The sequence below is a fragment of the Alteromonas sp. ABH2_165 genome (genome assembly GCF_056159945.1).
Window position 1 is genome coordinate 148321 of sequence record NZ_JBSWWF010000003.1, and the last position, 25936, is coordinate 174256.

Genomic DNA, 25936 nt, shown 5'->3' on the forward strand with positions numbered 1-25936 from the left:
GAATGAAAAAGGTAACACGGCTCTTTTTTAGTTTGGCAGTACTAGGCTGTGGTTTTCAGGCAGTGGCTGATAGTGCTGTTATGCCGTCGGTAGAGAGTATTGTTAGAGAAATAAAAGCACCACAAATTCCCGCTAACGATTTTAATGTAAGTGATTACATTAACCACGATATGGCCAAAGCGCCTATCGACATTCGTGATGCAGTCATCAAAGCAATCAACGATGCTGCTGATGCCGGTGGTGGCCGGGTTATTGTGCCGCAAGGAAAGTGGTTGGTGAATGGACCTATACACTTAAAAAGTAATATTAATCTGCATATTAGTGAAGGCGCCCATTTGCTCTTTAGCGCCAAACCCGAACATTACCTGCCAGTGGTAAAAACGCGCTGGGAAGGAACAGAAATGTTCGGCTACTCGCCATTTATCTATGCCCACGATGTGCATGATATTGCGATTACCGGTACAGGCATTATCGACGGCAACGAGAGCAGTGAATTTTTCTCCTGGCACCCGCAAGAAAAGCCAGACCAGCTGGCATTAAGAAAAATGGGCATTGACGGTGTGCCGCTTTCGCAACGTCAGTTTGGTGAAGGGCACCTCTTGCGCCCCAGTCTTATTCAGATATTCGGCGCAGAGCGCGTGTTGCTTGAAGGGTATGAGACCCGCAACTCCCCATTCTGGGTTAATCATTTGGTGTACACCACCCATGCCACCGTGCGAGATCTTAAGGTGAACAGTCATCACGCGAACAATGATGGCGTGGATGTAGATTCAAGTTCCTGGGTATTAATTGAAGATAATGTCTTTCGGACTGGCGATGATTCTATAGTGGTTAAGTCGGGAAGAGACCGGGATGGCAGAGACGTGGGTGTTCCCTCTGAGTACATTGTGGTGCGCAATAATGATATGGGCGGTGAAGACGGTATTGCACTAGGTAGTGAGATGTCGGGTGACATTCGTTATGTCTGGTTTACCAATAATATCCTTCGTTCAGGTGTGTCTGCGGTGCGCTTTAAAGCCAATATGGATAGGGGCGGTGTAGTGGAACACATTCGGGTGAGCGATCTTCAGGTTGAAGCGTTCGAAAGCCTGTTTTGGTTTCAACTGAATTATCCCGGCGAGTTAGACGGCAAACACCCTTCCAGATACCGCGATATCGTGTTTAACAATGTGACGGTGGAAAAAGCAGGGACGTTTCTGGAAGTTCACGGGCCAGATGAAATTCCCGTTGAAGACTTAGTGTTTCGAAACGTAACGGTGACCACGGTAGAACATCAGATGACATTGGAAAATGTGAAAAACCTGGTTTTCGATAATGTCAGTGTGAATGGCCAGCGCATTAACGGCGCTCTCGACTGGCACAAGTGAAGTTACGATAACCAGATAAAATTGTTGGACGCAAAAATGAAATTATTTAGAAAAATCATTACCACGTTTACCTGCACATCCCTTCTAACAGCATGCGTAGCAATACACAGCAATGCGGACGAATTGTCGTGGGTAGAAAAAGTCGCCAATACCACCATGGCGCGTAGTCCTGAGGCCTGGGCGATGCGCCCACACAAAGGGCTAACAGAGCCAGATTGGTCTTATACCTATGGTTTAGTATTACTCGGCTTCCAGCGTTTGTATCAGGAAACCGGTAATGAGGCCTACCTCAATTATGCCAAAACCTGGGTAGACTCGCTCATTGACGAGAATGGCAATATTAAAGACTACGTGATTTACGAATTTAATATCGATGATATCAATGCCGGTAAATTGCTGTTTATGTTCTACGAGCAAACGCAAGATCCCCGCTATCTAAAAGCCATGCAGCAATTGCGTCAGCAACTCGATTGGCAGCCGCGAACCCGTGAAGGAGGATTTTGGCACAAGCGCATTTATCCCTGGCAAATGTGGCTAGACGGACTGTACATGGGCAGTGCGTACCTTGCTCAATACGCCCACACTTTCGGCGAAGACAGTGCTGTGTTTGATGATATCGCGTTGCAGTTCACCTTAATTGAAAGCAAAACCAGAGATGAGAAAACCGGCTTGTTGTTTCATGGCTGGGACGAAAGTCGCCTGCAACAGTGGGCCGATGAGGAAACTGGGTTGTCACAGCATTTCTGGTCACGTGCCATGGGATGGTATGCCATGGCGCTGGTAGACACGCTGGAAGTGATGCCTGCTGATCACGGTAAAAGACAACAACTACTCGGTATATTCAAGCAACTGATGAACGCCCTTAAACCTTGGCAACAAGCATCGGGTATTTGGTTACAAGTGACCGATCAGGTGGGTCGGGAAGGCAACTATGAAGAAGCCTCTGGTACTGCCATGTTTGCCTATGCTATCGCGAAGGGGGTACGACTTGGGTATCTCACCAAAGATTGGACACCTGTTGCACAAAAGGCGTTCGATGGCCTGACTGAAGAACTCATCGTTACAGATAGCGACACCGGCCAAGTGCATCTTACCAATATTTGCGGCAGCGCAGGGCTGGGCGGGAACCCTTATCGTTCAGGCAGTTTTGAGTATTACGTAAATGAAGCAAAAGTGACCGATGACGCCCACGGTATTGGCCCGTATATTTTGGCGGGTATCGAACTGATTAAATTGAAACAGAAGTAACCGGTGCCGCGATGCAGTAAGCCCGTATTTAAAAGAGGCTGCGCCTTGCGAGTACCCGTTAAAACCAAGACTTAAGGAATGCAATCATGCCAGATGCAATACGACATATTAATTTGTCACATGTAGTGTTACCTATTGATAACCCGGTGAGCGATGCCAAGGTGCTTACCGGCAAACAAAAGCCACTGAGCGAAATGGTGATGTTGTTTGTGGAAGTGCTGACTGAAGATGGTTTCCGCGGCATGGGATTCAGCTATTCGAAGCGTGCGGGTGGACCTGCCCAGTTTCGTCATCTTAAGGAAATTGCTGAAGTCGCTATCGGTCAAGACCCTTCTGATATCGCCAAAATTTACGATACGTTGTTATGGGCCGGTGCGTCCGTTGGGCGGTCAGGTGTTGCAACGCAAGCCATTGCAGCACTGGATGTTGCACTGTGGGATCTGAAAGCCCGCAGGGCAGGGTTGCCGCTGGCAAAGCTACTTGGCGCACACCGCGATTCTTGCCGCGTTTACAATACTTCAGGGGGTTTCTTACAAGCCTCGGTGGATGAAATTAAAGACAAATCCACAGCATCGTTAGAAGCCGGTATTGGCGCCATTAAAATTAAAGTCGGGCAACCAGATTGGCGACTCGATTTAAAGCGGGTTGCAGCCATTCGTGAGCACCTCGGAGACGTGCCTTTAATGGTTGATGCCAACCAACAGTGGGACAGAGCCCGGGCAAAAAGAATGTGCCGCGAGCTGGAACAGTTCGATTTGGTATGGATTGAAGAACCGCTAGATGCCTGGGATGCCGTGGGCCATGCGCAGTTGTCGACCACATTCGATACGCCTATCGCCACCGGCGAAATGCTAACGTCCGTTAGCGAGCATATGGCGCTGGTCAATGCCGGCTATCAAGGTATTGTGCAACCAGATGCCCCTCGCATTGGTGGTATCACGCCTTTCTTACGCTTCGCGACTCTGGCAAATCATGCTGGACTGGCCCTCGCACCGCACTTCGCCATGGAAATTCATTTACATTTAGCTGCGGCGTACCCAACAGAGCCATGGGTAGAGCATTTTGAATGGCTATCTCCCTTATTTGAAGAGCAACCAGAAATTCGCGATGGACGTATGTGGGTGCCTGACCGTCCGGGATTGGGCTTCAGCCTAACGCCTAAGATGCGTCAGCTAACCCGTGAGTCAGCATCCGTTGGACGGTCATAATGGCGAAATCACTACGCTGATATGTGGTACTAACTAAATAAATTTAGTTGTTATTGCTACCGGTGGCAGTTTTTCATTTTGAATGCGCCTTGATCACATTCAAATGATGAAGCTCGCCGCCAGTAATAAAATAATAAATCCACGGAATACCTGCCGTTTTCTGCCTAGGTAGGGATCTTTGCACCCCGAGCTAACCTGATTTTTCCCTTGATTTAATTGTTAAAATAACGAAAAAATTGTTTGCCACCGATGGACAATTTGGGTAGTGTGTAAACTCAATGTTAACTAAATGTTTGTAGTGGTTGGCGTTGAAGAAGGTGCGATTTGTTACTTCATCAGCAAGCTGTAACAACGAAGCATGTTCTGAAAAGTGCCGGCGATAAATAGGTCGCAGGTCAAAGTAATAACAAACAGGCGAAGCACAGCCTACTGAATCGCTTTTTAACATAGCAGCTGGTCAACGTACGCCCTTTATCGTTAATCAGTAGCCAAAGAAGCGACGTCAGAACCTTGGAAAAGCACAAGGTGAGAAGAAGATATCAAATTGACATATCTCCGACCTTCAACAAACAGGCTTTTCCGGATAAAAACGGAGAAACAACAATGTACCCTAAGAAAAAGCAACTCGCAGCACTTGTAACACTCGCGCTTTCCGGCGCTCAACTTCACGCCCAAGAGGTGTCAGAAAACCAGACCACTGGTGCAGATGATATGGAAGTGATAGAGGTTTCCGGCTTCAGAGGCTCACTGAACAAATCTCTGATGGAAAAGCGTACGTCGGTAAACAGTAAAGAATCTATCGTTGCTCAGGATATTGGTAAATTTCCTGATCTGAACATTGCCGAGTCTCTGCAACGTGTTCCCGGTGTTGCTATTTCCCGTGAAGGAGGGGAAGGTCGCCAAATCACCTTACGTGGCCTGAGCCCATCATTTACCCGCACCACACTAAATGGCATGGAAGTACCTGCAAGTACAGACGGCACCGATTCCGGCGGTGGTGTTAATGGCGGTCGTGGCTTCGACTTTAATATCTTCGCATCTGAATTGTTTAACCGGGTAGACATCCAAAAGTCTCCCACCGCTTCCATGGAAGAGGGCGGTATTGCAGGTACAGTAGACATGTATTCTGCGAAACCGTTTGATTACGATGGCTTCAAGTTTGTGTCGTCGCTGCAAGGTGGCTATAACAATATTGCTGATGAAGTTGACCCGCGTGCTGCATTTATGGTGAGCAATCGCTTTGCAGACGATAAAGTGGGCGTGCTGTTTTCAGCTGCATTTTCTGAGCGAACAGTGAGACAAGAAGGTTACGGTACTGTGCGCTGGACCACACCGGTTCGCGATGGCGGCGGTATTTTTGCAGACACGTCTAATACCGTAGTGACAGGCTCACCGGATGTGGGCGATTGTCAATATAATGATGAGGCGGTTGATCCCGTAAACTGCTTATGGACACCACGTCTTCCGCGCCCGGATTATTTCGGTAACGATCAAGAGCGTACAGGTTTCACAGGCTCACTGCAGTGGGCACCAAACGATGATCTAACGCTAACCCTCGATGGCTTGGTTTCCAAACTGGAAAACACGCGGACAATGTATAACTTCTTCCACATGTTCCGTAGTACCTTCAGTGAAATTACCCCAACCGCGATTACTGTGCATCCAAATGGACAACAAGTGGTGGCCGGAAGCTACGACGGTATCCGCTCTCGTATAGAAAGCCGTCTGCAAGAATCATCCACCGTGTTCAGCCAGTTTGTATTGTCTGGTAAATGGTTTGTGAGCGATAACATTCAACTGGATATGATGGCAGGTACGGCTGAGTCGGATGCTCGCTCAGAACAGTATCGTTACAACATGACTCTGCTTGAAGACACCAGTTTTGGTTTCGACTTCAGCAACAATGCGAATGCGCCAACCGTCACCTATGGTTACGATATCAACGACCCGGCGAACTACAATTTAAGCGACGGACGCTTACGTGCTACAGATGTACTGCGTGAAAACGACACCGTTAAACTTGATGCAACTTTCCTTGCTGACGACGTAACCGTTAAAGCCGGCTTGGCCTATAACGACCGAGTTGTGTCTTACAGCGAAGAACAAATTAACGGTTTCCCTGATCAAGACTCAGCCGTTGGCTTTGCTCACATGATGCCTGTTGATGACTACGGCAGTGGTTTCGATGGCCCGCTTGAGCCGTTCCTGGTAGCCGACTTTGGCGCAATCAGCGACCAACTGCTTACTGTTAACTGGTCGCCACGTACTGCGCAAAGCTGGCAGGTGGGCGAACAGACCACCGCCGCTTATGTTGAAATGAACGCTGGCTACGACATCGCTGATATGTACCTGCGCACCAATTACGGTGTTCGCTATGTGAAAACAACCACGACTTCCGAAGGCTTTATTCAGGGCGAAACGGTAGAAATTGAAAACGAGTACAATAACTTCCTGCCAGCCGTTAACCTGGCGCTGGAAGTGAATGATGAACTGATTGTTCGTCTTGGACTTACTCAGTCAATGACCAGACCGGGCCTGAACTCGCTGAACCCAGGTAATCCTTCATTCGATTACACCAACGGTTCAGTAAGCGTAGGTAACCCATTCCTCGACCCGTTCACGTCGAGCAACGTAGACTTTGGTGTGGAATGGTACTTTGATGACGAAGCGCTGTTCGCAGCAACCGTGTTCTATAAAGATATCGAGAACTGGATTGTTCGCTCATCAGAAGAGCGTCTGGTTGATAGCGCCTATTATGGATTTATCGATAACGACCCGCAGTTCGACCCGGTCATCGCGCTAGACCCTCGTACTATTCCGTACGAGCACAGTAGCCCAATTAACGCGGAAGATCGCAGCATCAGTGGTTTCGAGTTAATTTACCAGCAGCCATTTAATTTCCTGCCTGGCCTACTGAAAAATATGGGGGTTGTTTCAAACTACACCCATGTGAATGCGGATAACGTAGAAGGGATGAGTGAAACGTCTTATAACTTTACGCTTTACTACGAGACAGACGTCTATGGCGCACGTGTATCAGTGAACAAGCGCGATGATTATCTGACCGACTTCACCGGCAGCAACGGTAATGCGGAGCATGGTACCACGGGCCCAACCCAGGTAGATTTCTCTTCATTCTATAACGTGAATGATGAACTGACGTTAACCTTTGAGGTTATTAACCTGACCGATGAATATGAGCGTTTATTCACAACTGGTGACGGTTCGCTGAATCTCATGCGTGAATACAATCACACAGGCCGACAGTTCTTCTTAGGCGCGAGATACACGCTGTAATTAACGGATTAGTTTTTGGCAACCCGGTGGCATTAGGTTTTTCACGGTGCTCCGGGTTTTTTCGTTGGTTACCAATGAAGTGGTGAGTATCACGCTTTTCCCGCGCTTAACTCCGCCATACCCAGTCTTCATGATGTAAACCCAGTAACGCAATAAAGTGCTCGTAGTCTTTTTGTCCCATGGCCATCGCCACCGTTTTGAACTGTGTTTTTGCCCGGGTAGATTTGGTTTGCAGTAGATGCAGGCGCTTCTCTGAATGGGTATCAAAATAATCATCCAGAATGCCGTGAATTTTGGTTTGCGCATCCCAGTATTCCAGCACATAGCTAATTAAACGCTGATAAATACCGATCAGAATTTTGTCTTTAAACGTGTGTTCTAGCCCGGCGCTTTTTACCGCGTTGTGAAAAGAGGCAACGGTTTCGTATTCCGCTTTTTCATTTAACACAGCCAGTGCTTTCTCAAGACTACTTAAAAGCCGAATGTGCTCAGGTGAGGCATAGGCATCATGCTCAAGCATTTCGATGTCTGAGAGCAGAATGTCTATATTAACTAATTGCCGTTGCGTGGTTGCAATCATAGCCGCGAAGAAATTCAGATAAAACAGTAAACAGCAAGAATACACGAATCCGCCCTGGTTTGTGAATCACACCTGTTTGTAATCTCACATTTACTGATCTGTAGCGTTAAATGCAGATCTCTATTTGACAGCGGCAGCAATTTACTATAAAAACCGACCGGTTGGTTTGTAATTTTAGTGGAGTGCGCATGTCGCAATCAAAATCAGATTCATCAAGAAAGCGAATTCTCGATGCTGCAACACAAATTGCTTTAGAGCGAGGCCCGAAACAACTGACGTTAGATAACGTGGCTAAGCAGTGTGGTATGAGCAAAGGTGGCCTGATGCATCATTTTAAAAATAAAGATGCGCTTTTGGCGGGCATGGTCGAAGCTATGATTTCACTGTTGATGACAGACACAGAAGAAACACAGCAACAGCATGATGACGGGTTAGCCATCACCACATTATTGCGTAGCAGGCAGCGCCATCACGAAAAGATTGCCATGTATCAGGCAAAAATTCTGCTGGTTGCCGCGGTAGAAAATCCAGACCTGCTAAAACCCATGCAGGAACTGATGAAGTGTAAGAAACAAGAAATTGAAAGCCAGGATGCCATTGATGAGAGCACCTTACTTTGGCTAGCAGCAGATGGTCTAAGCTTTCAAGAATTAATGGAAATCAGTCCGTTTGATGAAACAGAGCGAATTGCCATTCGTCAAAAACTGATAGCAAAAGCGGTTGCCTTAGAGGAAGCAAAACAATGAAAAACCGGATCAGCATTAATCGTTTAATGACAGTAATGCTTACAGCACTTGTTGCACTAAGCGCTTGCAGCGATGACAAACAAGGCGAGCAGCAAAAGCAGCCACCTCTGGTACAAACATTTACAGTAAGTGCCAACGATCAAACCGTTGTACGCCATTTTGTTGCCCGGGTCGATGCATTAAGCACGGTTGATTTATCTTTTCAGGTTGCTGGCCGCATCAACCGTTTAGCTGAGCGTCAGGGCGTTGTGATCCCGAAAGGAGATTTGCTGGCCGCACTGGAACCGCAGGATTACGAATTATCGCTTAAACAGGCTGAAGCCAGCTTCCGCAAGGCAAAGTCTGATTTTGAGCGTGGCAAGCAACTGCAGCAAGACAAATATATTAGTCAGAGCGATTTTGATGGGCTGGAAACCGCCTATGAAAATGCCGAGTTGGCGGTGGAAAATGCCCGATTGAACATTGAGTACACCGAATTACATGCCCCTTTCGATGCGTTGATCACCAATCGTCTGGTTGAGAAGTTTTCCTATGTGCAGCCTAACCAGTCGGTGTTGCGGGTACAGAATATTAATTATTTGCGGGTTCATGTGAATGTACCGGAACAATTGATGCGTTATGCCGTTGAAGAAAACCCGGTATACCAGGCTTTTCTCGAAGATGAGAACGGCGAACTGATCACCAATGAAAACGACAAGCCAGTTACTTTAAGTTATCTGGAACACAAAACGGAAATCAATGCCGCCACCCAAACCTATCAGGTGACATTTAAACTCCCTCGACTGGATTCCATGGATTTACTGCCGGGTATGGCACTCACCGCACGCATTGTGGTTGCCAATCCGGTTGGGCCCGCAGGTTTCTGGGTACCATTGTCGGCAGTCGATTCTTCGGGAAATGCACCCTTTGCGGTTTGGCTAATAGAAAATGACACGGTTCATTACCAACCTGTTGAAGTGGGCATCATGCGTGATGATCAGGTGCAAATCGTCAGTGGCCTTCAGCCGCAAACCAAACTGGTAGCAGCAGGTGTTGGCAGTTTGAAAGACGGTATGTCGGTGCGTGAGTTTACTAACCGGAACAACGCGCTATGAGAATTGCCACTTACTCAATAAACAATCCCGTAACCGTCTGGTTGCTAATGGTCATCTGCCTGGTTGGCGGCGTACTTGGCGTGATTAATATTGGCAAACTGGAAGATCCGGCATTTGCGGTGAAAACCGCCATTGTTACCACAAACTACCCCGGGGCCACCGCAGAGGAAGTTGAACAGGAGGTGACAGAACCGCTGGAATCAACGATTCAGCAGTTGGCGACGCTGGGCGATATTACGTCGCGCTCGTTGCCCGGCCAATCACAAATAACGGTAGAAATCCGCGACGATTTTAACTCTGACAACTTGCCGCAAGCCTGGGACGAATTGCGCCGTAAAGTCAGTGCTGCTGCCATGCGGTTGCCTTCGGGCGCTAACTCGCCGGTAGTGAATGACGACTTCGGTGATGTGTACGGCATGTTCTATGCGGTGGTGGCTGAAGGCTACAGCAACCGCGAGAAGCAGCAATTGGCAACGCGATTGCGCAGAGAAATTCTGACTGTGCCTGGTGTCACGCAGGCTCAGCTTGCGGGTGTGCCAGAAGAAACCATTTATGTTGAAGTGTCGCAGGAAAAACTGGCGAGTCTGGGCATTTCTATGTCGAGCATTGCGCAGGTTTTTCAAACCGAAAGCGCCATTGCCAATGCGGGGAGCATGCGTCTGGGAGAGCGTCGGGTGCGCTTGGTCATTCCTGCCGGTGACGATTCTGAAGAAACAATCCGTAAACTGAAATTTGGTGTGCCTGGCACCACAGAACAGCTGCATGTTGGCGATATTGCCCGGGTGTACCGGGTAGAGTCTGAAACGCCTTCTCAGGTTGTGCGTCATAATGGCCAAGAGGCGTTCACACTGGCCATTGCCGGACGAAGCGATCAAAACATTGTGGATATTGGTCATGCAGTAGAAGACCACCTGACTGAACTTCGTGAAACGCTGCCGTTGGGCGTGGATATTATGCCCATTTACGAGCAGCATATTGTGGTCGATACCGCAATCAGCGACTTTTTGGTGAACCTTGCAGCGTCTGTTGCCATTGTTGTCGCGGTATTGCTTTTAGTGATGGGCTGGCGTGTAGGCGTAGTGGTGGGCAGTACCTTGTTGTTGACGGTACTTGGCACTGTGCTCCTCATGTGGATTTTTGAAATTCAAATGGAGCGAATATCCTTAGGCGCATTAATAATTGCCATGGGCATGCTGGTAGACAACGCCATCGTGATCGCCGAATCCATGCTGCTGAATATGCAAAAAGGCCAGGCGTCTACGGAAGCGGCAGAAGATGCCGCACAGCAAACGCAGTACCCTCTGCTGGCGGCCACGGTCATCGGTATCCTTGCCTTTGCAGGTATTGGGTTGTCGCAAGATACAACCGGCGATTTCATGTTCTCGTTATTTGCCGTTATCTGTATTTCGTTGTTGCTAAGTTGGATTCTGGCCGTTACCGTCACGCCGCTGTTAGGCCACTATTTCTTTAAGCAAGCAACAAACGGTGACAATGGTGAGATGTATAACTCAACCGGCTACCGTTTTTATCGTGGCCTGTTAGGCTCGGCACTGCGGTTCCCCAAACTCACCGTTTTGTTGCTGGTTATGCTGACAGGGCTTAGTGTTGTTGGCTTCGGGTTAGTGAAGCAGTCGTTCTTCCCACCATCTAATACGCCTATCTTTTATATCAATTATACCTTACCTCAGGGCAGTGATATTCGGGCGACAGAAGCCGATATCGCTGCTATTGAAAAGCAAGTACTGGCGCAAGATGAAGTCGTGAACGTATCGAGCTTTATTGGGATGGGGGCAAGTCGCTTCATGTTGACTTATTCGCCGGAATTACCCAATCCTGCGTTTGGTCAGCTCATTGTACGTACTCATAATAGAGACGAAATTCCGGCTGTAATGCAGCGGTTAAACGAAGACATTCGCCAACAACATCCGCAGGCTGAAGTTTTCACTCAACGGTTGTTCTTCGGACCTGCAACGGGCGCGAAAATTGAAGCACGCTTTAAAGGCAGCGACGATGAAATCTTACGCGAATTAGCAGCTAAAGCAGAAGACATCATGCGTTCGACCCCATCGGTAACTGATATTCGTCAGGACTGGCGTCAGCGCGAATTTACAGTGTACCCGGTTGTGGATGAACAAAAAGCCAAAATTGTCGGTTTGTCTCGTACTGATATCGCTGATGCGACTGAGTTCGCCACCGTGGGTAAAACCGTTGGCGTGTATCGTGAAGATGAGCAACAAATCCCCGTGGTTATTCGTCCGCCCGTGTCAGAGCGTCAAAGTATGCAATGGCTGAAAGACCGTTTGATTTGGAGCGAGGTGCAGCAAGATTTTATTCCCATCACACAGGTGATTAAGTCGTTTGATGTAGAAGCCCACAACGGCGTTATTAAACGTCGAAACAGAGTGCGAACCTTATCAGTGTTGGCGGAACCAGCCGATGGCTTTACTGCGGAAGAAGGTCGTAAACAATTGGCGCAGGCGCTTGCTGAGCTGGATATGCCCGCGGGATATGAACTGGAGTGGGGCGGTGAGTACGAAAGTTCTCGTGATGCACAAGCCGCACTTGGGCAACAATTGCCGGTAAGCTTTCTGTGTATGATTTTGATCACCGTGCTGCTGTTTAACGCGGTTCGTCAGGCGCTGCTTATCTGGTTCATTGTGCCCATGGCCATTTGTGGCGTAAGCGCGGGCCTTATTCTTACCGGATTACCCTTTAGCTTTACTGCACTGCTCGGTTTGCTGAGTCTGTCTGGTATGCTGATAAAAAATGCCATCGTGCTGGTGGATGAAGCCGATTTGCGCAGAAAAAAGGGCGGCCCTATTCGTGAAGTGATCGTAGGCGCAAGTCTCAGTCGTGTACGACCAGTTATGCTTGCCGTGTTAACTACCGTACTCGGTATGATCCCGCTGCTGTGGGATGCATTCTTTGCCAGTATGGCAGTAACGATTATGGCGGGATTGACTTTTGCCACCTTACTCACGCTGGTGGCGGTACCTGTTCTGTACGAATTGTTTTTCAGTAGTAAGTCTGAACCAGCAGAAAAAAGGGCATAAAAAAACGGCCGTGATGAAGTAAATCATCACGGCCGTTTATCCACGTTTATACCCCAGTGTTATTGCTGGCGGGAACGCGATTTTCCTGGTCTTCCCGGCTTTCCGCCACCGGCGGTTACCTTTTTACCATTGCTGCTACCATTGTTGTTTCCATTACGATTGCCGTTACGGTTCTGACGACCTTCGCCGTTGCCGTTTGCCCGTGTTCCGTTACTGCCTGAGGAAGGCTTTTTACCTTTTCCTTTGCTGTCGCGAAAACCTTTCGGCGGCAAACCCGTGTGCTTTGTCAGTGCCCGTTCACCGCCACGGCCTTTCTTCGCTTTCTGGCGTTTCTCATCTGCCGTTTCAGGCGGAACCAGATGCTGTGGACCACGACCAATCAAGTCTTCGCGGCCCATTTTGCGCAAGGCTTCGCGGATCTGCGCAAAGTTCTTTGGATCATGATAACGCAACATAGCTTTGTGCAGACGGCGGTGAATTTCACCTTTGGCCGACGGCACGTCTTCGCTGTCTTTGTTCACCTTACGCAGCGAGTTCACACCCGAATGGTACATGGTAGTGGCCGTTGCCATCGGCGACGGGTAGAAGTTTTGCACCTGATCTAACTTAAAGCGGTTCTCTTTCAGCCAAATCGCCAGATTCAACATGTCTTCGTCGGTGGTACCAGGATGAGACGCAATAAAATAGGGGATCAGATACTGCTTCTTACCGGCTTCTTCTGAGTACTTATCGAATAACTCTTTAAAGCGATAGTAGCTGCCCATGCCCGGCTTCATCATCTTACTCAGCGGGCCATCTTCAGTGTGCTCAGGGGCAATTTTCAGGTAGCCGCCAACGTGGTGCAGTGCCAGTTCTTTTACGTATTCCGGATCTTCCACGGCCAAATCGTAACGTACACCTGAGGCTATCAGCACTTTCTTCACGCCAGGCAGTTCCCGTGCACGGCGATATAAATCGATAGTGGGTTTGTGATCGGTATCCATGTGCGCACAAATTGACGGGTACACACAGGAAGGACGGCGACAGGTTGCTTCCGCTTTCGCGCTTTTACAGCGCAAACGATACATGTTTGCCGTAGGGCCACCAAGGTCGGAAATCACACCCGTAAATCCGGGGACTTTATCGCGGATTTCTTCAATTTCACGAATGATTGAATCTTCGGAACGGCTCTGAATGATGCGGCCTTCATGTTCTGTAATCGAGCAGAACGTGCAGCCGCCATAACAGCCACGCATGATATTTATCGAGAAACGAATCATGTCGTAAGCCGGAATTTTAGCGTCACCGTAAACCGGGTGAGGCACACGCTGATACGACAAATCGAAAACCGCGTCCATTTCATCGGTTTCCAGCGGCATGGCCGGTGGGTTTATCCAAATATGGCGGTCGCCGTGACGCTGCATTAACGCGCGGGCACAACCTGGGTTTACTTCCTGGTGCAGAATGCGTGAAGTGTGGGCGTAAAGTACCTTGTTGTCCTTTACCACTTCATAGGCAGGCAGTTTCACATACACGTGTTCCCAGGGCTTTCTGCGTTCTACCGGTTGAATAACAATGGGTTTCGCCTCTGGTACTTCAGAAGACGTTTTATCTTCTTTGTCACACTCAGGTAATTCCTGATAGGGCGAGTGAATAGGATCGATTTTGCCTGGGCGATCTAGCGACGTGGAATCCACACCTTGCCATTCAGGTAAGGCTTCTTTCACAATAACCGCGGTGCCGCGAACATCACGGATGTCGGTAATGTCTTCACCTGCTGCCAATCGGAGGGTAACTTCAACCAGTGGACGTTCGGCGTTACCGAAAAACAGCATGTCGGCTTTAGAGTCGAACAATACCGAACGGCGCACCTTTTCCGACCAGTAGTCGTAGTGAGCAATACGGCGCAGGCTAGCTTCAATGCCACCTACAATAACTGGCACGCCTTTAAAAGCTTCACGACAGCGCTGAGAATACACGGTTACCGCGCGGTCAGGGCGCTTGCCGCCCACGTTGCCGGGCGTGTACGCATCGTCGTGACGTAACTTTTTGTCTGCCGTATAACGGTTAATCATGGAGTCCATGTTGCCGGCCGTCACACCGAAATAAAGGTTCGGTTTGCCCAGCTTCATGAAGTCGTTTTTGTTGGTCCAGTCAGGCTGAGAAATAATGCCTACACGGAAACCGTGGGCTTCTAGAACCCGGCCTATGACGGCCATGCCAAAACTTGGGTGATCCACATAGGCATCGCCCGTCACCAATATGACATCGCAGCTGTCCCAGCCAAGCTCATCCATCTCCTCCCTGGACATGGGTAAAAAAGGCGCAGTGCCGTAACATTGCGCCCAATATTTTGGATAAGAGAAAAGGCCCCGATCAGCCTTGATGGTAGCTTGCATGACAATCAACCGATGACGACGTAAAAAGGGGAATTATAACAGTTCCAACGGGGGCGCGGATAGTTAAAACTAAAAAAGCGTGCCGCGGTTGGGCACGCTATTGCCGTAAAAGCGGCAAACACTGTCGGTGGTGGGCAACATCGGCGAGAACAGCATACAACGGCAAAACGCTTATGCCTGAGTATTAATGCCAATGCTCGCGGTGAGCTGATCAGACAACTGGCTGCTTGCTGCGCCCATTTTTGCCGTATTGGCGTAGGTATCGGCGGGGGCTTCAGCGGGGCGAAGCGGAGGCTGTGAGGTATTCGATTTCATCGACTGAAACTGTTCATGTTTCTGCTGTAAAAATTCAGCCAAATCAACACCGTTTTCTTCGGCAAACGCTTGCATGGAAGCCGGCGCCGACGCGGCGAGAGTGGCTGCATCGAATTCGCCGGATGCTTCCATCTCCATAATGCTTTCCATAAACGCTTTTACTTCTTCGCTGTCTCCAGATTCCCCCATGAATTCAGACAGTTCATCTTGAGGGGGCGGCGGTGGCGGCTGACGGTTAATGCCATTGGTACCCGACAGGTTATTAATCGAAGTGCTTTGCATTGCACTGTTAAAGGATGAGATTTCCATAGCTTTGCTCCGGTTGTGGTGCCTCTATTGACACACCGTAAAGGTAGCAACCCACATTCCGGCTACTGTCAGGATTACGTAAAGCTTTGCAAAGGCGCAATTGACGTAGGGTTTAGCCGCCGTTGGCGCTTCTGTGGTAACATCGCGATAAGAAACACAAGAGAGAAAAAATTATGGCTTATTGGCTATTTAAATCTGAGCCTGACGCGTTCGGCATTGATGATCTTGCTGCCCGGCCAGAGCAGACAGAACCTTGGGACGGGGTACGCAATTATCAGGCGCGTAATTTCATGCGAGACGAGGTGAAAGTGGGCGACAAGATATTTTTCTATCATTCGAGTTGCAAAGACGTGGGTATTGCAGGTGTAGCTGAAATTACCCAAGCTGCTTACGCCGATCCCAGCCAGTTTAATCCGGAAAGTAAGTATTTCGACCCCAAGGCATCGCCCGACAAACCGCGTTGGGTGTGCGTGAACGTCACCTTTGTGGAAAAATTTAAACGTGTGCTGCCATTGGCAAAAATTAAAACCATGCCCGAAATCACCGAACTCGGCGTGGTGAAAAAAGGGCACCGACTGTCCATTATGCCGGTTCAGCCTGAAGAATGGGATGCCTTGTATCAGGCGGCGAAAGGCTAGGGCATAATCAAATCTCGGTACGTATGTAACGTTCGAAACTAAATCGACTGGATGTGGTAATGAAAAATAGTATTTTATTCATCTTACTGATGTTAATCGCTGCGCCTTCTTTTGCAGCCACGGGTACGACTTATATCGGAATGATTATTGTGGTGGTATTCGTCACTGTCATGCTTATTCTTTATTACATGGTGGTGTACGGTTCAGACAAAGGGGATGCTGACAAGAAAGATGGCGTTTCAACTGATCAAGAAAATAAGTAAATAGTGGCACTGCGCGAATGGATGAGCGCAAATAAATAGGATGCAAAGAATGGAATCTTCAACGGGATGGTGTGGCACATGGAAAGCATTTTTCGATGTGGATGAAAGGGCTTTTTTAGAGCAGCTTGTTCGCTTTCATTCCAGCTTGTCTTGGACAGAAACCCTCGGGGAGTCTCAGCGAAAAGCGTGGCAGACAGAGCACCACGTAATGAAACGCACGCTAACGCATGTTTGCGAAGCGTGCGGTTTTGCTCCTGATAAGGCATGGATTTCATTTGAGCAGGAGCTGGTGGGTGAAGGAGGCAAGCGTGCTGCAGACGTAAACCTTGTTCTACCTACGGGTGATTTGTTCGTTGTTGAATTTAAACATAAATCTTCAGCGAGCGAGCATGAGATATGGCGAGCTCAGTATGATCTCAATACCATGCTTCGCTTTCACAGCGAGTCTATTGGGTTAAAAGGACATTGTTTTTTAGCGTTGACCATACCAGATGCCACTCGGTTCCAAAACCAGCAAGTCGTGTGTGATATAGCCGAAAACGGGTTTTTACCTGTGCTATCTGATGCATTGACTAGCGCGCTTCGTGAACCCCATGACGCCTACGATATACATCAATGGCAAAAAGGCGACTTCTACCGCCAGCCCAGTATATTGCATGGCACAGTCCAAGTGTTCTTCAACGAAACCCTGCCAACCTTAAAAACCAATGCGGGTAGAAATATTGAAGAGGCGAGGGATAAATTAAAGCAGCTTTACGAACATGCAAAGGAGCACCGCAAACGGTACGTGGTAGTGGTACACGGCAGACCCGGGGCAGGGAAAACCCTCTTAGGTATAAGTGCCGTTGCCGACTTGATTAACACGTATGGAGCCGAGTGTTGCAAACCCCTTTTCCTTTCCGGTAATGGACCTTTAGTGCAGGTGCTGCAATACACCTTAGATTTTCATGGTAAGCATGCAAAAAAGGACACGCCCCTTGATGGTCGCGCGCTCATTCAGGGGTTAATTAACTTTAAAAAACGATTGAAACAACACCCGCGGCGGACCGAAATTGAAGAGAATTTTGTGGTGTTCGACGAAGCCCAGCGTGCCTGGGAAAAAGTGAATAGCCGTGATGACAATGCGGAATCAGAGCTTCACCTTTTTTGTGATTGGTTAGCAACCAAAGAATTCGGTGTACTCGTGCTGCTGGTGGGCGATGGCCAGGCTATCCATCAAAATGAAATGTCGCTGGAAAACCTGTTGTCAGCACTGGATGACGCGCTTTACCGGCATCAAGATACAATTACCGCCATCGTACCGAATCTTAATGCGCACCATTTAAAAAAGGTGCAGGTCTGTGAAAGAGACGTTTTCAACTTAAAAACGCCAATTCGTCAGGCTTACACAGAAGATCTCGATCGTTGGATTGAGGCTGTGCTAAACGGCAATGCGTCGCAAGCTAAGGCGGTAGCGCATTCGCTTATCTTGGATTACCCACTCAAGCTCACAAAAAGCCGATTAGATGCAGAAACCTTTGCTCGTGAACATATGCAAGTTCTGCATCAAGACAATATAAAATCAGATGCATTCCGAATGGGATGGCTGATGTCGAGCAAAGGCGGCAAATTTCTCCCGGAGGTTAAAGCAAAAGATGCAAACCTGGTTGGCCCCTGGTATGTGGAACCACCGACGTCCAAACACTCATGCTGTCAGCTAAATTCAGCCTGCACTGAATTTGCGAGCCAAGGGCTCGAACTTTCTCTCGCCTTGCTCAACTGGGGGAACGACCTCGTTTTTCGAAACGGCCAACTCTCACTCTCTCAACAACAGCGGCATCGCCGCGAGCACGATCACTATACCTATGGCAGCTACCGCGTGCTGCTTAGCCGCGGTAGAAACGGCTTAATCATTAAATGCGATGACAATGAGACGTTTGAATTCTTACTTACCTGCGGCATGGTATTGTTGGAAAAGCAGTGATTTTGTTGAGTGGTTATTTCTGCAGATAAAGAAAAAGACGCCCTAGGACGTCTTTGACTTTGAATTGGTGGAGCTGGCGGGATTTGAACCCCAAGCTTTTTCATTCATTTCAATGTCTTAGTTAACATTTGCAATTTATGAAACAAGTTGATCCCATTTTTTCTTCAGCAGTGGGAACGATCTGTAAATACTATCTTTTGTATATTCTTTTGCAAGCTGTATTAAATCACTGTCGTCAATTACTATGATATAACCTCTATTGTCATGAACAGTGTCTTTGCACCTCTCTAGTAGGTTTTTTTTATCTGCAACCGACCGACACAATAGAATACCTACTTTGCCCCTATTTGGTGAAAACCTTCCAGCTAATTGGTCAATTTCGGGGTTACCTATTTCTTTACCATAATTTTTACATTCAACATGGATAAGCGGACAAAAATAGTGCTGTGATAGAAATGCGAAAAATCCAGAGCGAGCTTCGTTAGTATATTGGATATCAATTCGTTTACGCCCATTGTGTATTTTTACCTCTCGCATAGGAAAGGTTAGGTGTGGATTGAAAAGGTGAGTAAGAACCTTCTCTACCTTGTCCTCATACTCTGAATAGTATTGCCTCCCTGCAGGTATTTTTACTAACTCATCCACTAGGTCAGTTATAGAAGGGAGATTTCCGCCCTCTAACTCGGCTAAAGTTGTCTCTGTGCACACTGATGAAGGTGTTAAATTTACTTCATCTTTGTACTGCTTTAGAATATTAGGATGCAATTCGGTCTGTTCTGCAACTGCAAGTTTGTCTGCACCATATTTTTCCATAAGACTTTTTTTGGTCACTTTGGGAGAACCATCTTTAAGAAACTTCACAAGCGAGGAATTTGCCTGTATATGTTCACGTTGCATAACAGGCAAAATGTAATGTCGATAATAAGAATTTGAACTGAAATTATAGTCCTGCCTGACTATTAATTTTGGCACAAATATTACTGGCCCGTACTCTTCTGAGAAGGGAAGAGGGATCAGGCTTTGTTTCCAATTTTCAGTAAGAATATTCCATACAGGACCTGATGGGATCTCTGGAGTCAACGGAATTCCATAATACTTACACATATTTTGCGTGTATTTAATAAGAGGACCACGCAATATGTTGCAAAGTGCATCAGAAATCATATCTTTACCGATACCAGGAATAATTAGAGCTGTATCTTCAATATCCTTTAATAACCCAGACCTTGCAGCTTTACTCTTTGATAGTGTTTCCCAAACAGAAACTGCAGAGACAGACCCAAAAGCATGACCTCGCGATGGTCCTTGAGAGTAGCCTAAATGAAATTCATTCCTTTCATTTAAGCTCGATAGTATATTTTTCGCAGCATCGTGATTGCCTGCTTTAATGTGTTTAAGTACAGTGTTAAAAAAATGCTGCACCGTGGAGGAAAGTTCTCGTCCCCAAGTCGTCGATAAATTTTTAATTGCGATTGGATCGATAAATAGCGGTATGTCGGTGTCCAGTCTTACATCGACAAAGTCGAGATGAGCTTGGTTTCTGTTTAAACTAAATACTTCTGAGACTCTCATAGAGTACCTCTTAATAGTGAAAGAAAGACTTCCCTGTCTTAAACAATTTATTTGGCTCTGACTAAAAATGACCAGCATTTGTAGCCGTATTCATGAGCATCTAACTTCCGTTCTGAATTTTTAACCTTTCTATAACGGGTGTGAATCCACTTAAACCCATTCGGAGCTTTCTTTTGCAAGCATATCCACCTCACTTACCAATGAAGGTTTATAACTTGGCTTTTGAAAGGTTATTTGCTATCTTTCACTCGATTCGCCAAAATCAAGAAAGCCAAGTGGTGGCACTCATTGGTGCGCCACTCTCTTCTTTACATCAGATACAGTAAGCTCTTAATACTTTAGAAAGCTTATCCACATCTGATTCTGTAAGATCTGCGGGCAATCCGCTGATCGAAACTTTAAAATCCTGCCTTAATACAACTTCAATATTCGGCATTATTGCTTTTTTTATTGAGCCTGCTTCACTGTCTAATCCCAGTGATTTCGATTTATTCACAGCTGCAATTGAAGATCTTAATCTACTAACGTATGTCGCGATTGTCGGTAAAGAGACCTCATCTTTGTATTCGTTTAAGAAACGTTCTTGAACCATATCTATATTGAGAGAAAGTACATCTTCATCACGAAGCTCAGGCAGCATTTCGAAAATTTTCTTAATCGCAGTAATTCGAGTGCGAGTTGTTTGGAATTTAAGAATTCCGTTTGCGTGGAGCACCTCCAGCTTATTTATAAGTTCGTTATACTTCATGACTGCTCCTTTCTATTGCAGATATGTCAAGTATACATGATAGATCGATCTGATCAATATGGATTGATCAGAAAAGTCATGATAATTTATAAGGTACTGTTTTTATATGATTTTTATTTTTTAGATTGATCGATCCAGCGCCCATAGATTTTCCGAATCATACCCCAGTCAGCGTGCCCCATTTGTTTAGCGACCCACATTGGATTTTCGCCATTTGATAGCATCATGGATGCATAAGTATGCCTGCACTGGTATGGATATCTGTAATCTACATTGGCTGCAGCTAATGCTGGCTTCCAAATATATTTTCTCAACCCATCGGCATTTTTGTAGTCTTTCTTTGTCTTTTGATCAATAAATACTCTGGATGTGTCTGTGTATGAACTAGATTCTAAAAATTTTAACGAATTAACAGTGCTTTCATGCAGATCAACTGTCCTCAGGCTTCCTGGAGTTTTAGGTTCTTTTTCCTTGCCTCCAGTGATATTTACCCTGATGTGAGCAACACGCCTCTCCAAATCTACATCTTCCCACCTTAGGCCTAACAATTCCCCGACTCTTAAACCTGTGAATATCGCAATGTTATAGAAATGGTTATATGGTGGTTCAAGTCGGTCGAGAATTCTTGATATTTCATCGTAATTGAAGGGTCTCGGTTCGGAGTTAGCTTGTTTAAAGCGTTGAATCCGCTCAGTGGGATTTCTTGCGATAACGTCATTAAAATAAGCACATTTGAATATTTGACCGAGGACATTTCGAGTTTCATTTATAGATTTTCCAGATAAAAGGCTTTCTGATGCCCATTCATCAAACATACTGGCCTTAAACTCTGTCAAAAGCAGATGCCCCCAATTCGGTTTGATATAGGTATTATACTTCTGCGAGTATCCGCGAATCGTTGTATGTGACCAGTTGCGCTGTTTTTGCTTGAACCAGATGCTTGAATAATCGTCTATGGTGTAATTGCATCCTGTATCGAAGGCTTTCTGAATTATTTTGCTGTTCGGGAAACGGTCAGCAATAGATTTGTCGTTCATACTGATTGCAAACTTGTAAACAGCTTCTTGTTCTTCTATCCGTTTTAACGCGGCTTTATTCTGTGGGGCAGGAATGGTTTCCCTGTAACGCTGATGCCCCAGAGTAAAGTCGATAACGTAGCCGCCTTTAACTGCTTTAACACTCACTTGCTGTTCTCCTTAAACCATTGGTAAACCATCTCGACAACGAATATCAGTTTGCCGTCCGGTGCTTTGAAATAATGTTCGTTTCGCGTCCACACGCCTTTCTTTACTTTCATGTGGATCGCGCCTTTCGTGTAGCCAGTTAGTTCAGAAAGCTTTTCAGTAGTAACCATTGTGTTCATTTGTGTACCTCCGTATTAAGACGGGGCTAGCATGGTCTGAAAAGGTCTGCTAAAACAGGCACCTTACGGGTATATGACGGGTAGCAAGGGAAGTGATTAGTCAGGATATTCAAGAGCTTAAAGAATCCCTGCAATTAGCTGATAAGTTTCTAAATGAAAAGCTAAACCAGCAGGGTAAAGCCGAGGAAGTGCTTCATGCGATAATCATCAAGTCTCTTGAATTCATCAATGATGAAATATCAGTAAGGGATATTTACTTCTATTACGCTGATATCTATGCCGCTGTCTGGGGGGAGGGCGATACCGATAAGGCATCCAGAACGGTTAGGAAATATCTGGACGATATTTCAAACGACAAGCTATCTGTTAACTCAGAACTTAATCAGTTTTTGGTGTCCGAAAACTGTCAGCCATTATTCCTCACAGTCGATGTGTCGACAGGGGGAAAGCGTACACTATTTTACTTGAAAACATGTCGACAAGTAGATGAGTCGACCAGTGAACAAAGTAACAATTCGGTTGAGTATGTGGCAACGAAGCTACCTAAACCTTATTGGTGGGTAAAACCGCTTATGGAGATTAAGGTCACAGTTTGGGGAGTATTCTGTGTTGTGGCAATCGGTATACTTTTGGGCTGGTTGGGTGTTTATTCGCTCTCTAGAGTGTTTTCGGGTTCAGTTTCGGCAGCTATGGCGATAATTGCTTTGAGCATTGCTGCTATCGCTGGTTATCTGATGATGCGGTTAAGTGAGCTTAGCACTAAAGGATTAACACAGATCCCTTCATTCATGGTACCGCTACAGGCTAACAGTCTTTTTACGCTTGCAAGAGATTCCGGTAAGGAACAGCAGAGCTTGAAAATTCTGGCTGTAACTTATGAAGCGAAATGCCCCCTTTGTGGTGACAAAATTATCATCGAAAAGAGCAGGGAGTTTCACGGTAGATATGTTGGTAAGTGTGCAATAGCACCCAGTGAACATGTATACACGTTTGACCATGTACTCAAAAAAGGACGCTTCCTCAGAGATTAAGGAAGCCCTTTGCTACCAGTTTTTAAAGAGCCGTTGATTATATAAATTCAGGAGGTTGTAAGAAGCGCTCAGCAGCAAACTTTTCTTTTGCGACTGACATGGCATCTTCGGCAGATGAATATTTGAAACTGAATTTCATCTGTCCATCTTGCCTCCCCATCACAAACCAATCGCCAGGCTGTAACATTCTGAACTGCAACATCTGGTTATGAAGGTTTGCCAGATACATATTCGCTTGTAGAACCTGACAACAAGACTGCCGGTCAAAGTCCAAATTGAAAGGGGATGCTTTGAGGTACTTTCTTTTAAAACCGTAGTATATGGTCACGCCGGTATAGTCCGGTTCTCCGAGAACATCATTTGGTTCAGGTCTACGATTTTTGAATAAACAGCAATCTTTGAGAGGTAATCCGCTGCCGCAGTTACATTGAATGCTAAGTGGTTCGTTCATTGTTTTTCTCTTTATTAGATGTTCAGTACAGTTATTTACACAAGTCCAAGATTACCTACAGCTATTGGGAACCCTCCCCGCCAAGGCGGGTCCCCTCCCAATCGCTTTCGGTGACCCCCAGAGCCTGCGTCGACCTCGCGTCCGTCCCGTGGGACGGGCGCGTTGCCGACTTGTTCTGCGGGTGACGATAAAAGCAACCAGCCTTTATCCGCTAGCGGGTGTCTGGCCGATATAGAAAGGATGGTTTTGGGTTTGCTGTTATAAGCGTGTTTTGAAAGCAGGTCGGGAGAAATATCCTCAAACATGGCTTTCACCTGCTTTTCGTATTCGAGGGCGAAGGGGCGTTCTACCTTGCGCTTATTGGTGCCACCCATCATCAGTAAGTAGGCTAGCCAATCAGATGAATCCGCAGCCTGCCTAAGTTGGTCTAACTCAAAATCTTTAATCGAACCGTCGACTTTGCGAAGTTGCCGCCAGAGCGAAACAGAGGGCAGGCCGAAGAACTGAAATTGTCTGATTTTGTAGAGTGAAGCCCAAGCCGTGATTCTCGATGCGGCAACTTTTGCATCGTTGCCGTACTTGTCAGTATCGAGATATTCACCGTCGATATTCTTGCAGATGTATTTGGCGATATAGTCTTGTGCCGAGCCTTTTTCCTCACGGATCTCTTCTGCTTTGAAGCGGCTTTCTTTTGCGCCAGCTTCATCACCGTCATGCTCCATTGCATAGTGACGCAATATTTCAGTTACCCGTGAAGCTTTCTCCGGTGGCATGAACAGCATTAAGTGCCAGTGTGGTGTGCCATCATGGTGGGGTTCAACGACCCGCAAGCCATACACATTGATCTCTTCTCTGTCGAACTGCGCCCGTGCTTTCTGCCACTGGGTATTTAAATAATCACTGGCATCTTTGACGGTTAGCTTCTGATATTTCGGGTTAGCTTTACCTGACTTGTAGTGGGAGTGAAACTTGGAGGGGGTAGTCAGAGTGTAGAACCAGCCGCAATCGCCTTGTAATTTTGAAAATTCCTCAGTGCCTTTAATCCTGACCATGAGTTCTGCGCGTCTGATCTTCGGGTTTGAGACATTGGAATTGTATGCATCAAGCATGGAAATAAACTCACCATCTGCACTACAGAACCACTTATTTTCCATAAAGGCATGGGCTTGCTCTTTTTCCCACTGGTGCTGGCGTAGCCTGTCTTGGCTGCAATAGGTGCTTTTCGCCTGATTCACTAAATCTAACTGTCGACGGACTTCTTCCATCTTTTGAGTGGCGAGTGTTTTCAGCTTCTTAAACCAGAACTTGTCGGAACGTAGCAAAGAAAGGGCTTCGGTCTGCGACATGTCATCAGGGATGGTAAAACCATAGCGGCTGAACTTGCCGACACAGAACCGGAAAGCCACGCCAGTCGACATGTGTGCGGTATCCCGCATGCATTCTGCGGCTTTCTGTTTGGCAAAGTTTTTTAATTCGGCGATATCTTTGGAAAGGTTGAGATCAGCCACTTCCAGTTCCTTATCCAGTCGGGATAAAAAGCGGTTGGCTTCAACGTAGCTAAACTGTTCACTGATTTTGAGATATTTGTGCGCCACATCGTAGGCGATAGGCGGCATCTTGTCGAAGATGCGTTTTCGGAACAGGTGGCATTCACGTGTACCGATTCCGCGCGTCAGTTCGTCGGGCGAAGTGACAGATTCGCGACATGGAAGTACAGATTCGCGACACTCTGTAGCCCTATTCAGACCATTCGAGAACGCTTGTTGATTTTGGAGTGGTTCGCTGGAGCCAGCGTATTTAGGGGGGTAGAGCGGTCTAGAGTGTTCTAGACCGCATCTGGAATTGGTGGAGCTGGCGGGATTTGAACCCGCGTCCAGAAAATGTCTACCTTTGGTACTACATGCTTAGTTTGTCTTTTATTTAACTACTTTGGACCCCGACAAACAGGGTTCCTGGTAGCTGTCCTGATACTATTTCGCGGTTCAACCTCAGGAGAGTTTCCCTCGCTAGTCTACTTATATGACCTTCCAAAATCCTGGCTAGCAGACAGAGCTTAGGTGGAAGGGCCTATACCGGTTATTAAGCGGCTAGTGCGTAGTTTTCGTCGTTTGCGACTATTTAAATGCGGCTTTTTAAGAGGCAAACCGCTCCTCTGCATGCACCTCCAGCTTCCTAGATCCTGTCGAATCCTAATCAGCCCCGGCGATCGCCTGTTTCCAGGTTATTCAATAACCTTAAAACATGTTATTGAATATTGGGTGGAGTCTAACTTATTCAAGTGTACGCCACAAATTATTTCACCTTTTGTACGT

General features: G+C 46.9%; 20 protein-coding genes and 1 other RNA gene. 11 read left to right on the forward strand and 10 right to left on the reverse strand.

What is annotated here, in order from left to right; translation table 11 throughout:
- The first annotated feature begins 2 nt into the window (after window positions 1–2).
- The 4 genes from ACXAFQ_RS07975 (at window position 3) to ACXAFQ_RS07990 (ending at window position 7120) form a co-directional block, all read left to right on the forward strand.
- Window positions 3–1367, forward strand: coding sequence for a glycoside hydrolase family 28 protein (locus tag ACXAFQ_RS07975; RefSeq protein WP_474819657.1), 1365 nt, complete (start codon window positions 3–5; stop codon window positions 1365–1367).
- Between the two features lie 36 nt (window positions 1368–1403).
- Window positions 1404–2615 carry a glycoside hydrolase family 88/105 protein gene (locus tag ACXAFQ_RS07980; RefSeq protein WP_474819659.1) on the forward strand — a complete coding sequence of 404 codons (1212 nt, stop codon included), beginning with the start codon at window positions 1404–1406 and terminating at the stop codon, window positions 2613–2615.
- An 86-nt stretch (window positions 2616–2701) separates the two neighbouring features.
- On the forward strand, window positions 2702–3823 hold the full coding sequence (locus ACXAFQ_RS07985) for an L-talarate/galactarate dehydratase (protein ID WP_474819662.1): 1122 nt from the start codon (window positions 2702–2704) through the stop codon (window positions 3821–3823).
- Between the two features lie 603 nt (window positions 3824–4426).
- On the forward strand, window positions 4427–7120 hold the full coding sequence (locus ACXAFQ_RS07990) for a TonB-dependent receptor (RefSeq protein WP_474819667.1): 2694 nt from the start codon (window positions 4427–4429) through the stop codon (window positions 7118–7120).
- Window positions 7121–7226: 106 nt separating this feature from the next.
- On the opposite strand, the gene ACXAFQ_RS07995 is transcribed toward ACXAFQ_RS07990, so the two are convergent.
- Complete coding sequence (locus ACXAFQ_RS07995) at window positions 7227–7745, reverse strand: hypothetical protein (protein ID WP_474819670.1); 519 nt, start codon at window positions 7743–7745, stop codon at window positions 7227–7229.
- A 143-nt stretch (window positions 7746–7888) separates the two neighbouring features.
- Here ACXAFQ_RS07995 and ACXAFQ_RS08000 point away from each other — a divergent pair, with 143 nt between their 5' ends.
- Genes ACXAFQ_RS08000 through ACXAFQ_RS08010 form a run of 3 tightly spaced genes read left to right on the forward strand, consistent with a single transcriptional unit; the run spans window position 7889 to window position 12593 of the window.
- Window positions 7889–8446, forward strand: coding sequence for a TetR/AcrR family transcriptional regulator (locus ACXAFQ_RS08000; protein ID WP_474819674.1), 558 nt, complete (start codon window positions 7889–7891; stop codon window positions 8444–8446).
- On the forward strand, window positions 8443–9540 hold the full coding sequence (locus tag ACXAFQ_RS08005; RefSeq protein WP_474819677.1) for an efflux RND transporter periplasmic adaptor subunit: 1098 nt from the start codon (window positions 8443–8445) through the stop codon (window positions 9538–9540). Before ACXAFQ_RS08000 ends, ACXAFQ_RS08005 begins: the two co-directional genes overlap by 4 nt.
- Complete coding sequence (locus ACXAFQ_RS08010; protein ID WP_474819682.1) at window positions 9537–12593, forward strand: efflux RND transporter permease subunit; 3057 nt, start codon at window positions 9537–9539, stop codon at window positions 12591–12593. Before ACXAFQ_RS08005 ends, ACXAFQ_RS08010 begins: the two co-directional genes overlap by 4 nt.
- A 59-nt stretch (window positions 12594–12652) precedes the next feature.
- Here ACXAFQ_RS08010 and ACXAFQ_RS08015 read toward each other — a convergent pair whose 3' ends face one another.
- Both ACXAFQ_RS08015 and ACXAFQ_RS08020 read right to left on the reverse strand, forming a co-directional pair.
- A complete protein-coding gene (locus ACXAFQ_RS08015) occupies window positions 12653–14971 on the reverse strand; it encodes a YgiQ family radical SAM protein (protein WP_474819684.1) in 2319 nt (772 codons plus the stop codon).
- A 171-nt stretch (window positions 14972–15142) separates the two neighbouring features.
- Window positions 15143–15595 carry a hypothetical protein gene (locus ACXAFQ_RS08020; RefSeq protein WP_474819686.1) on the reverse strand — a complete coding sequence of 151 codons (453 nt, stop codon included), beginning with the start codon at window positions 15593–15595 and terminating at the stop codon, window positions 15143–15145.
- Window positions 15596–15768: 173 nt separating this feature from the next.
- Between ACXAFQ_RS08020 and ACXAFQ_RS08025 the strand changes: the two genes are divergently transcribed.
- From ACXAFQ_RS08025 to ACXAFQ_RS08035, 3 genes are read left to right on the forward strand one after another with little or no spacing between them, the layout of a single operon-like run.
- The gene (locus tag ACXAFQ_RS08025) at window positions 15769–16233 is read left to right on the forward strand and encodes an EVE domain-containing protein (protein WP_474819689.1); all 465 of its coding nucleotides are present in this window, start codon (window positions 15769–15771) and stop codon (window positions 16231–16233) included.
- Window positions 16234–16292: 59 nt separating this feature from the next.
- Entirely contained in the window at window positions 16293–16496 is a 204-nt protein-coding gene (locus ACXAFQ_RS08030; RefSeq protein ID WP_474819693.1) for a hypothetical protein, read from the forward strand.
- Between the two features lie 49 nt (window positions 16497–16545).
- On the forward strand, window positions 16546–18459 hold the full coding sequence (locus ACXAFQ_RS08035) for a DNA/RNA helicase domain-containing protein (protein WP_474819697.1): 1914 nt from the start codon (window positions 16546–16548) through the stop codon (window positions 18457–18459).
- 135 nt (window positions 18460–18594) lie between these two features.
- On the opposite strand, the gene ACXAFQ_RS08040 is transcribed toward ACXAFQ_RS08035, so the two are convergent.
- The 4 genes from ACXAFQ_RS08040 to ACXAFQ_RS08055 form a co-directional block, all read right to left on the reverse strand.
- Window positions 18595–20031, reverse strand: coding sequence for a hypothetical protein (locus tag ACXAFQ_RS08040; protein WP_474819701.1), 1437 nt, complete (start codon window positions 20029–20031; stop codon window positions 18595–18597).
- 313 nt (window positions 20032–20344) lie between these two features.
- Window positions 20345–20779, reverse strand: coding sequence for a hypothetical protein (locus tag ACXAFQ_RS08045; protein WP_474819705.1), 435 nt, complete (start codon window positions 20777–20779; stop codon window positions 20345–20347).
- Window positions 20780–20892: 113 nt separating this feature from the next.
- Complete coding sequence (locus ACXAFQ_RS08050; RefSeq protein ID WP_474819709.1) at window positions 20893–21963, reverse strand: tyrosine-type recombinase/integrase; 1071 nt, start codon at window positions 21961–21963, stop codon at window positions 20893–20895.
- A complete protein-coding gene (locus ACXAFQ_RS08055; protein ID WP_070126182.1) occupies window positions 21960–22142 on the reverse strand; it encodes an excisionase in 183 nt (60 codons plus the stop codon). The genes ACXAFQ_RS08050 and ACXAFQ_RS08055 overlap by 4 nt, the downstream gene beginning before the upstream one ends.
- A 92-nt stretch (window positions 22143–22234) precedes the next feature.
- On the opposite strand from ACXAFQ_RS08055, the gene ACXAFQ_RS08060 reads away from it, so the two are divergent.
- Window positions 22235–23173 carry a hypothetical protein gene (locus ACXAFQ_RS08060; protein ID WP_474819716.1) on the forward strand — a complete coding sequence of 313 codons (939 nt, stop codon included), beginning with the start codon at window positions 22235–22237 and terminating at the stop codon, window positions 23171–23173.
- Window positions 23174–23210: 37 nt separating this feature from the next.
- Here ACXAFQ_RS08060 and ACXAFQ_RS08065 read toward each other — a convergent pair whose 3' ends face one another.
- From ACXAFQ_RS08065 to ssrA, 3 genes are all read right to left on the reverse strand, one after another.
- Window positions 23211–23624 carry a hypothetical protein gene (locus ACXAFQ_RS08065; RefSeq protein ID WP_474819720.1) on the reverse strand — a complete coding sequence of 138 codons (414 nt, stop codon included), beginning with the start codon at window positions 23622–23624 and terminating at the stop codon, window positions 23211–23213.
- A 35-nt stretch (window positions 23625–23659) separates the two neighbouring features.
- Window positions 23660–25240, reverse strand: coding sequence for a replication endonuclease (locus tag ACXAFQ_RS08070; RefSeq protein ID WP_474819724.1), 1581 nt, complete (start codon window positions 25238–25240; stop codon window positions 23660–23662).
- Between the two features lie 227 nt (window positions 25241–25467).
- Window positions 25468–25825: a transfer-messenger RNA gene (ssrA, locus tag ACXAFQ_RS08075) on the reverse strand.
- Window positions 25826–25936: the final 111 nt, after the last annotated feature.

Coding starts and splice junctions, on each gene's coding strand:
- ACXAFQ_RS07975 (WP_474819657.1), top strand. CDS start 3: ATGAAAAAGGTAACACGGCTCTTTTTTAGTTTGGCAGTACTAGGCTGT.
- ACXAFQ_RS07980 (WP_474819659.1), top strand. CDS start 1,404: ATGAAATTATTTAGAAAAATCATTACCACGTTTACCTGCACATCCCTT.
- ACXAFQ_RS07985 (WP_474819662.1), top strand. CDS start 2,702: ATGCCAGATGCAATACGACATATTAATTTGTCACATGTAGTGTTACCT.
- ACXAFQ_RS07990 (WP_474819667.1), top strand. CDS start 4,427: ATGTACCCTAAGAAAAAGCAACTCGCAGCACTTGTAACACTCGCGCTT.
- ACXAFQ_RS08000 (WP_474819674.1), top strand. CDS start 7,889: ATGTCGCAATCAAAATCAGATTCATCAAGAAAGCGAATTCTCGATGCT.
- ACXAFQ_RS08005 (WP_474819677.1), top strand. CDS start 8,443: ATGAAAAACCGGATCAGCATTAATCGTTTAATGACAGTAATGCTTACA.
- ACXAFQ_RS08010 (WP_474819682.1), top strand. CDS start 9,537: ATGAGAATTGCCACTTACTCAATAAACAATCCCGTAACCGTCTGGTTG.
- ACXAFQ_RS08015 (WP_474819684.1), bottom strand. CDS start 14,971: ATGCAAGCTACCATCAAGGCTGATCGGGGCCTTTTCTCTTATCCAAAA.
- ACXAFQ_RS08020 (WP_474819686.1), bottom strand. CDS start 15,595: ATGGAAATCTCATCCTTTAACAGTGCAATGCAAAGCACTTCGATTAAT.
- ACXAFQ_RS08025 (WP_474819689.1), top strand. CDS start 15,769: ATGGCTTATTGGCTATTTAAATCTGAGCCTGACGCGTTCGGCATTGAT.
- ACXAFQ_RS08030 (WP_474819693.1), top strand. CDS start 16,293: ATGAAAAATAGTATTTTATTCATCTTACTGATGTTAATCGCTGCGCCT.
- ACXAFQ_RS08035 (WP_474819697.1), top strand. CDS start 16,546: ATGGAATCTTCAACGGGATGGTGTGGCACATGGAAAGCATTTTTCGAT.
- ACXAFQ_RS08040 (WP_474819701.1), bottom strand. CDS start 20,031: ATGAGAGTCTCAGAAGTATTTAGTTTAAACAGAAACCAAGCTCATCTC.
- ACXAFQ_RS08045 (WP_474819705.1), bottom strand. CDS start 20,779: ATGAAGTATAACGAACTTATAAATAAGCTGGAGGTGCTCCACGCAAAC.
- ACXAFQ_RS08055 (WP_070126182.1), bottom strand. CDS start 22,142: ATGAACACAATGGTTACTACTGAAAAGCTTTCTGAACTAACTGGCTAC.
- ACXAFQ_RS08065 (WP_474819720.1), bottom strand. CDS start 23,624: ATGAACGAACCACTTAGCATTCAATGTAACTGCGGCAGCGGATTACCT.
- ACXAFQ_RS08070 (WP_474819724.1), bottom strand. CDS start 25,240: ATGCCGCCTATCGCCTACGATGTGGCGCACAAATATCTCAAAATCAGT.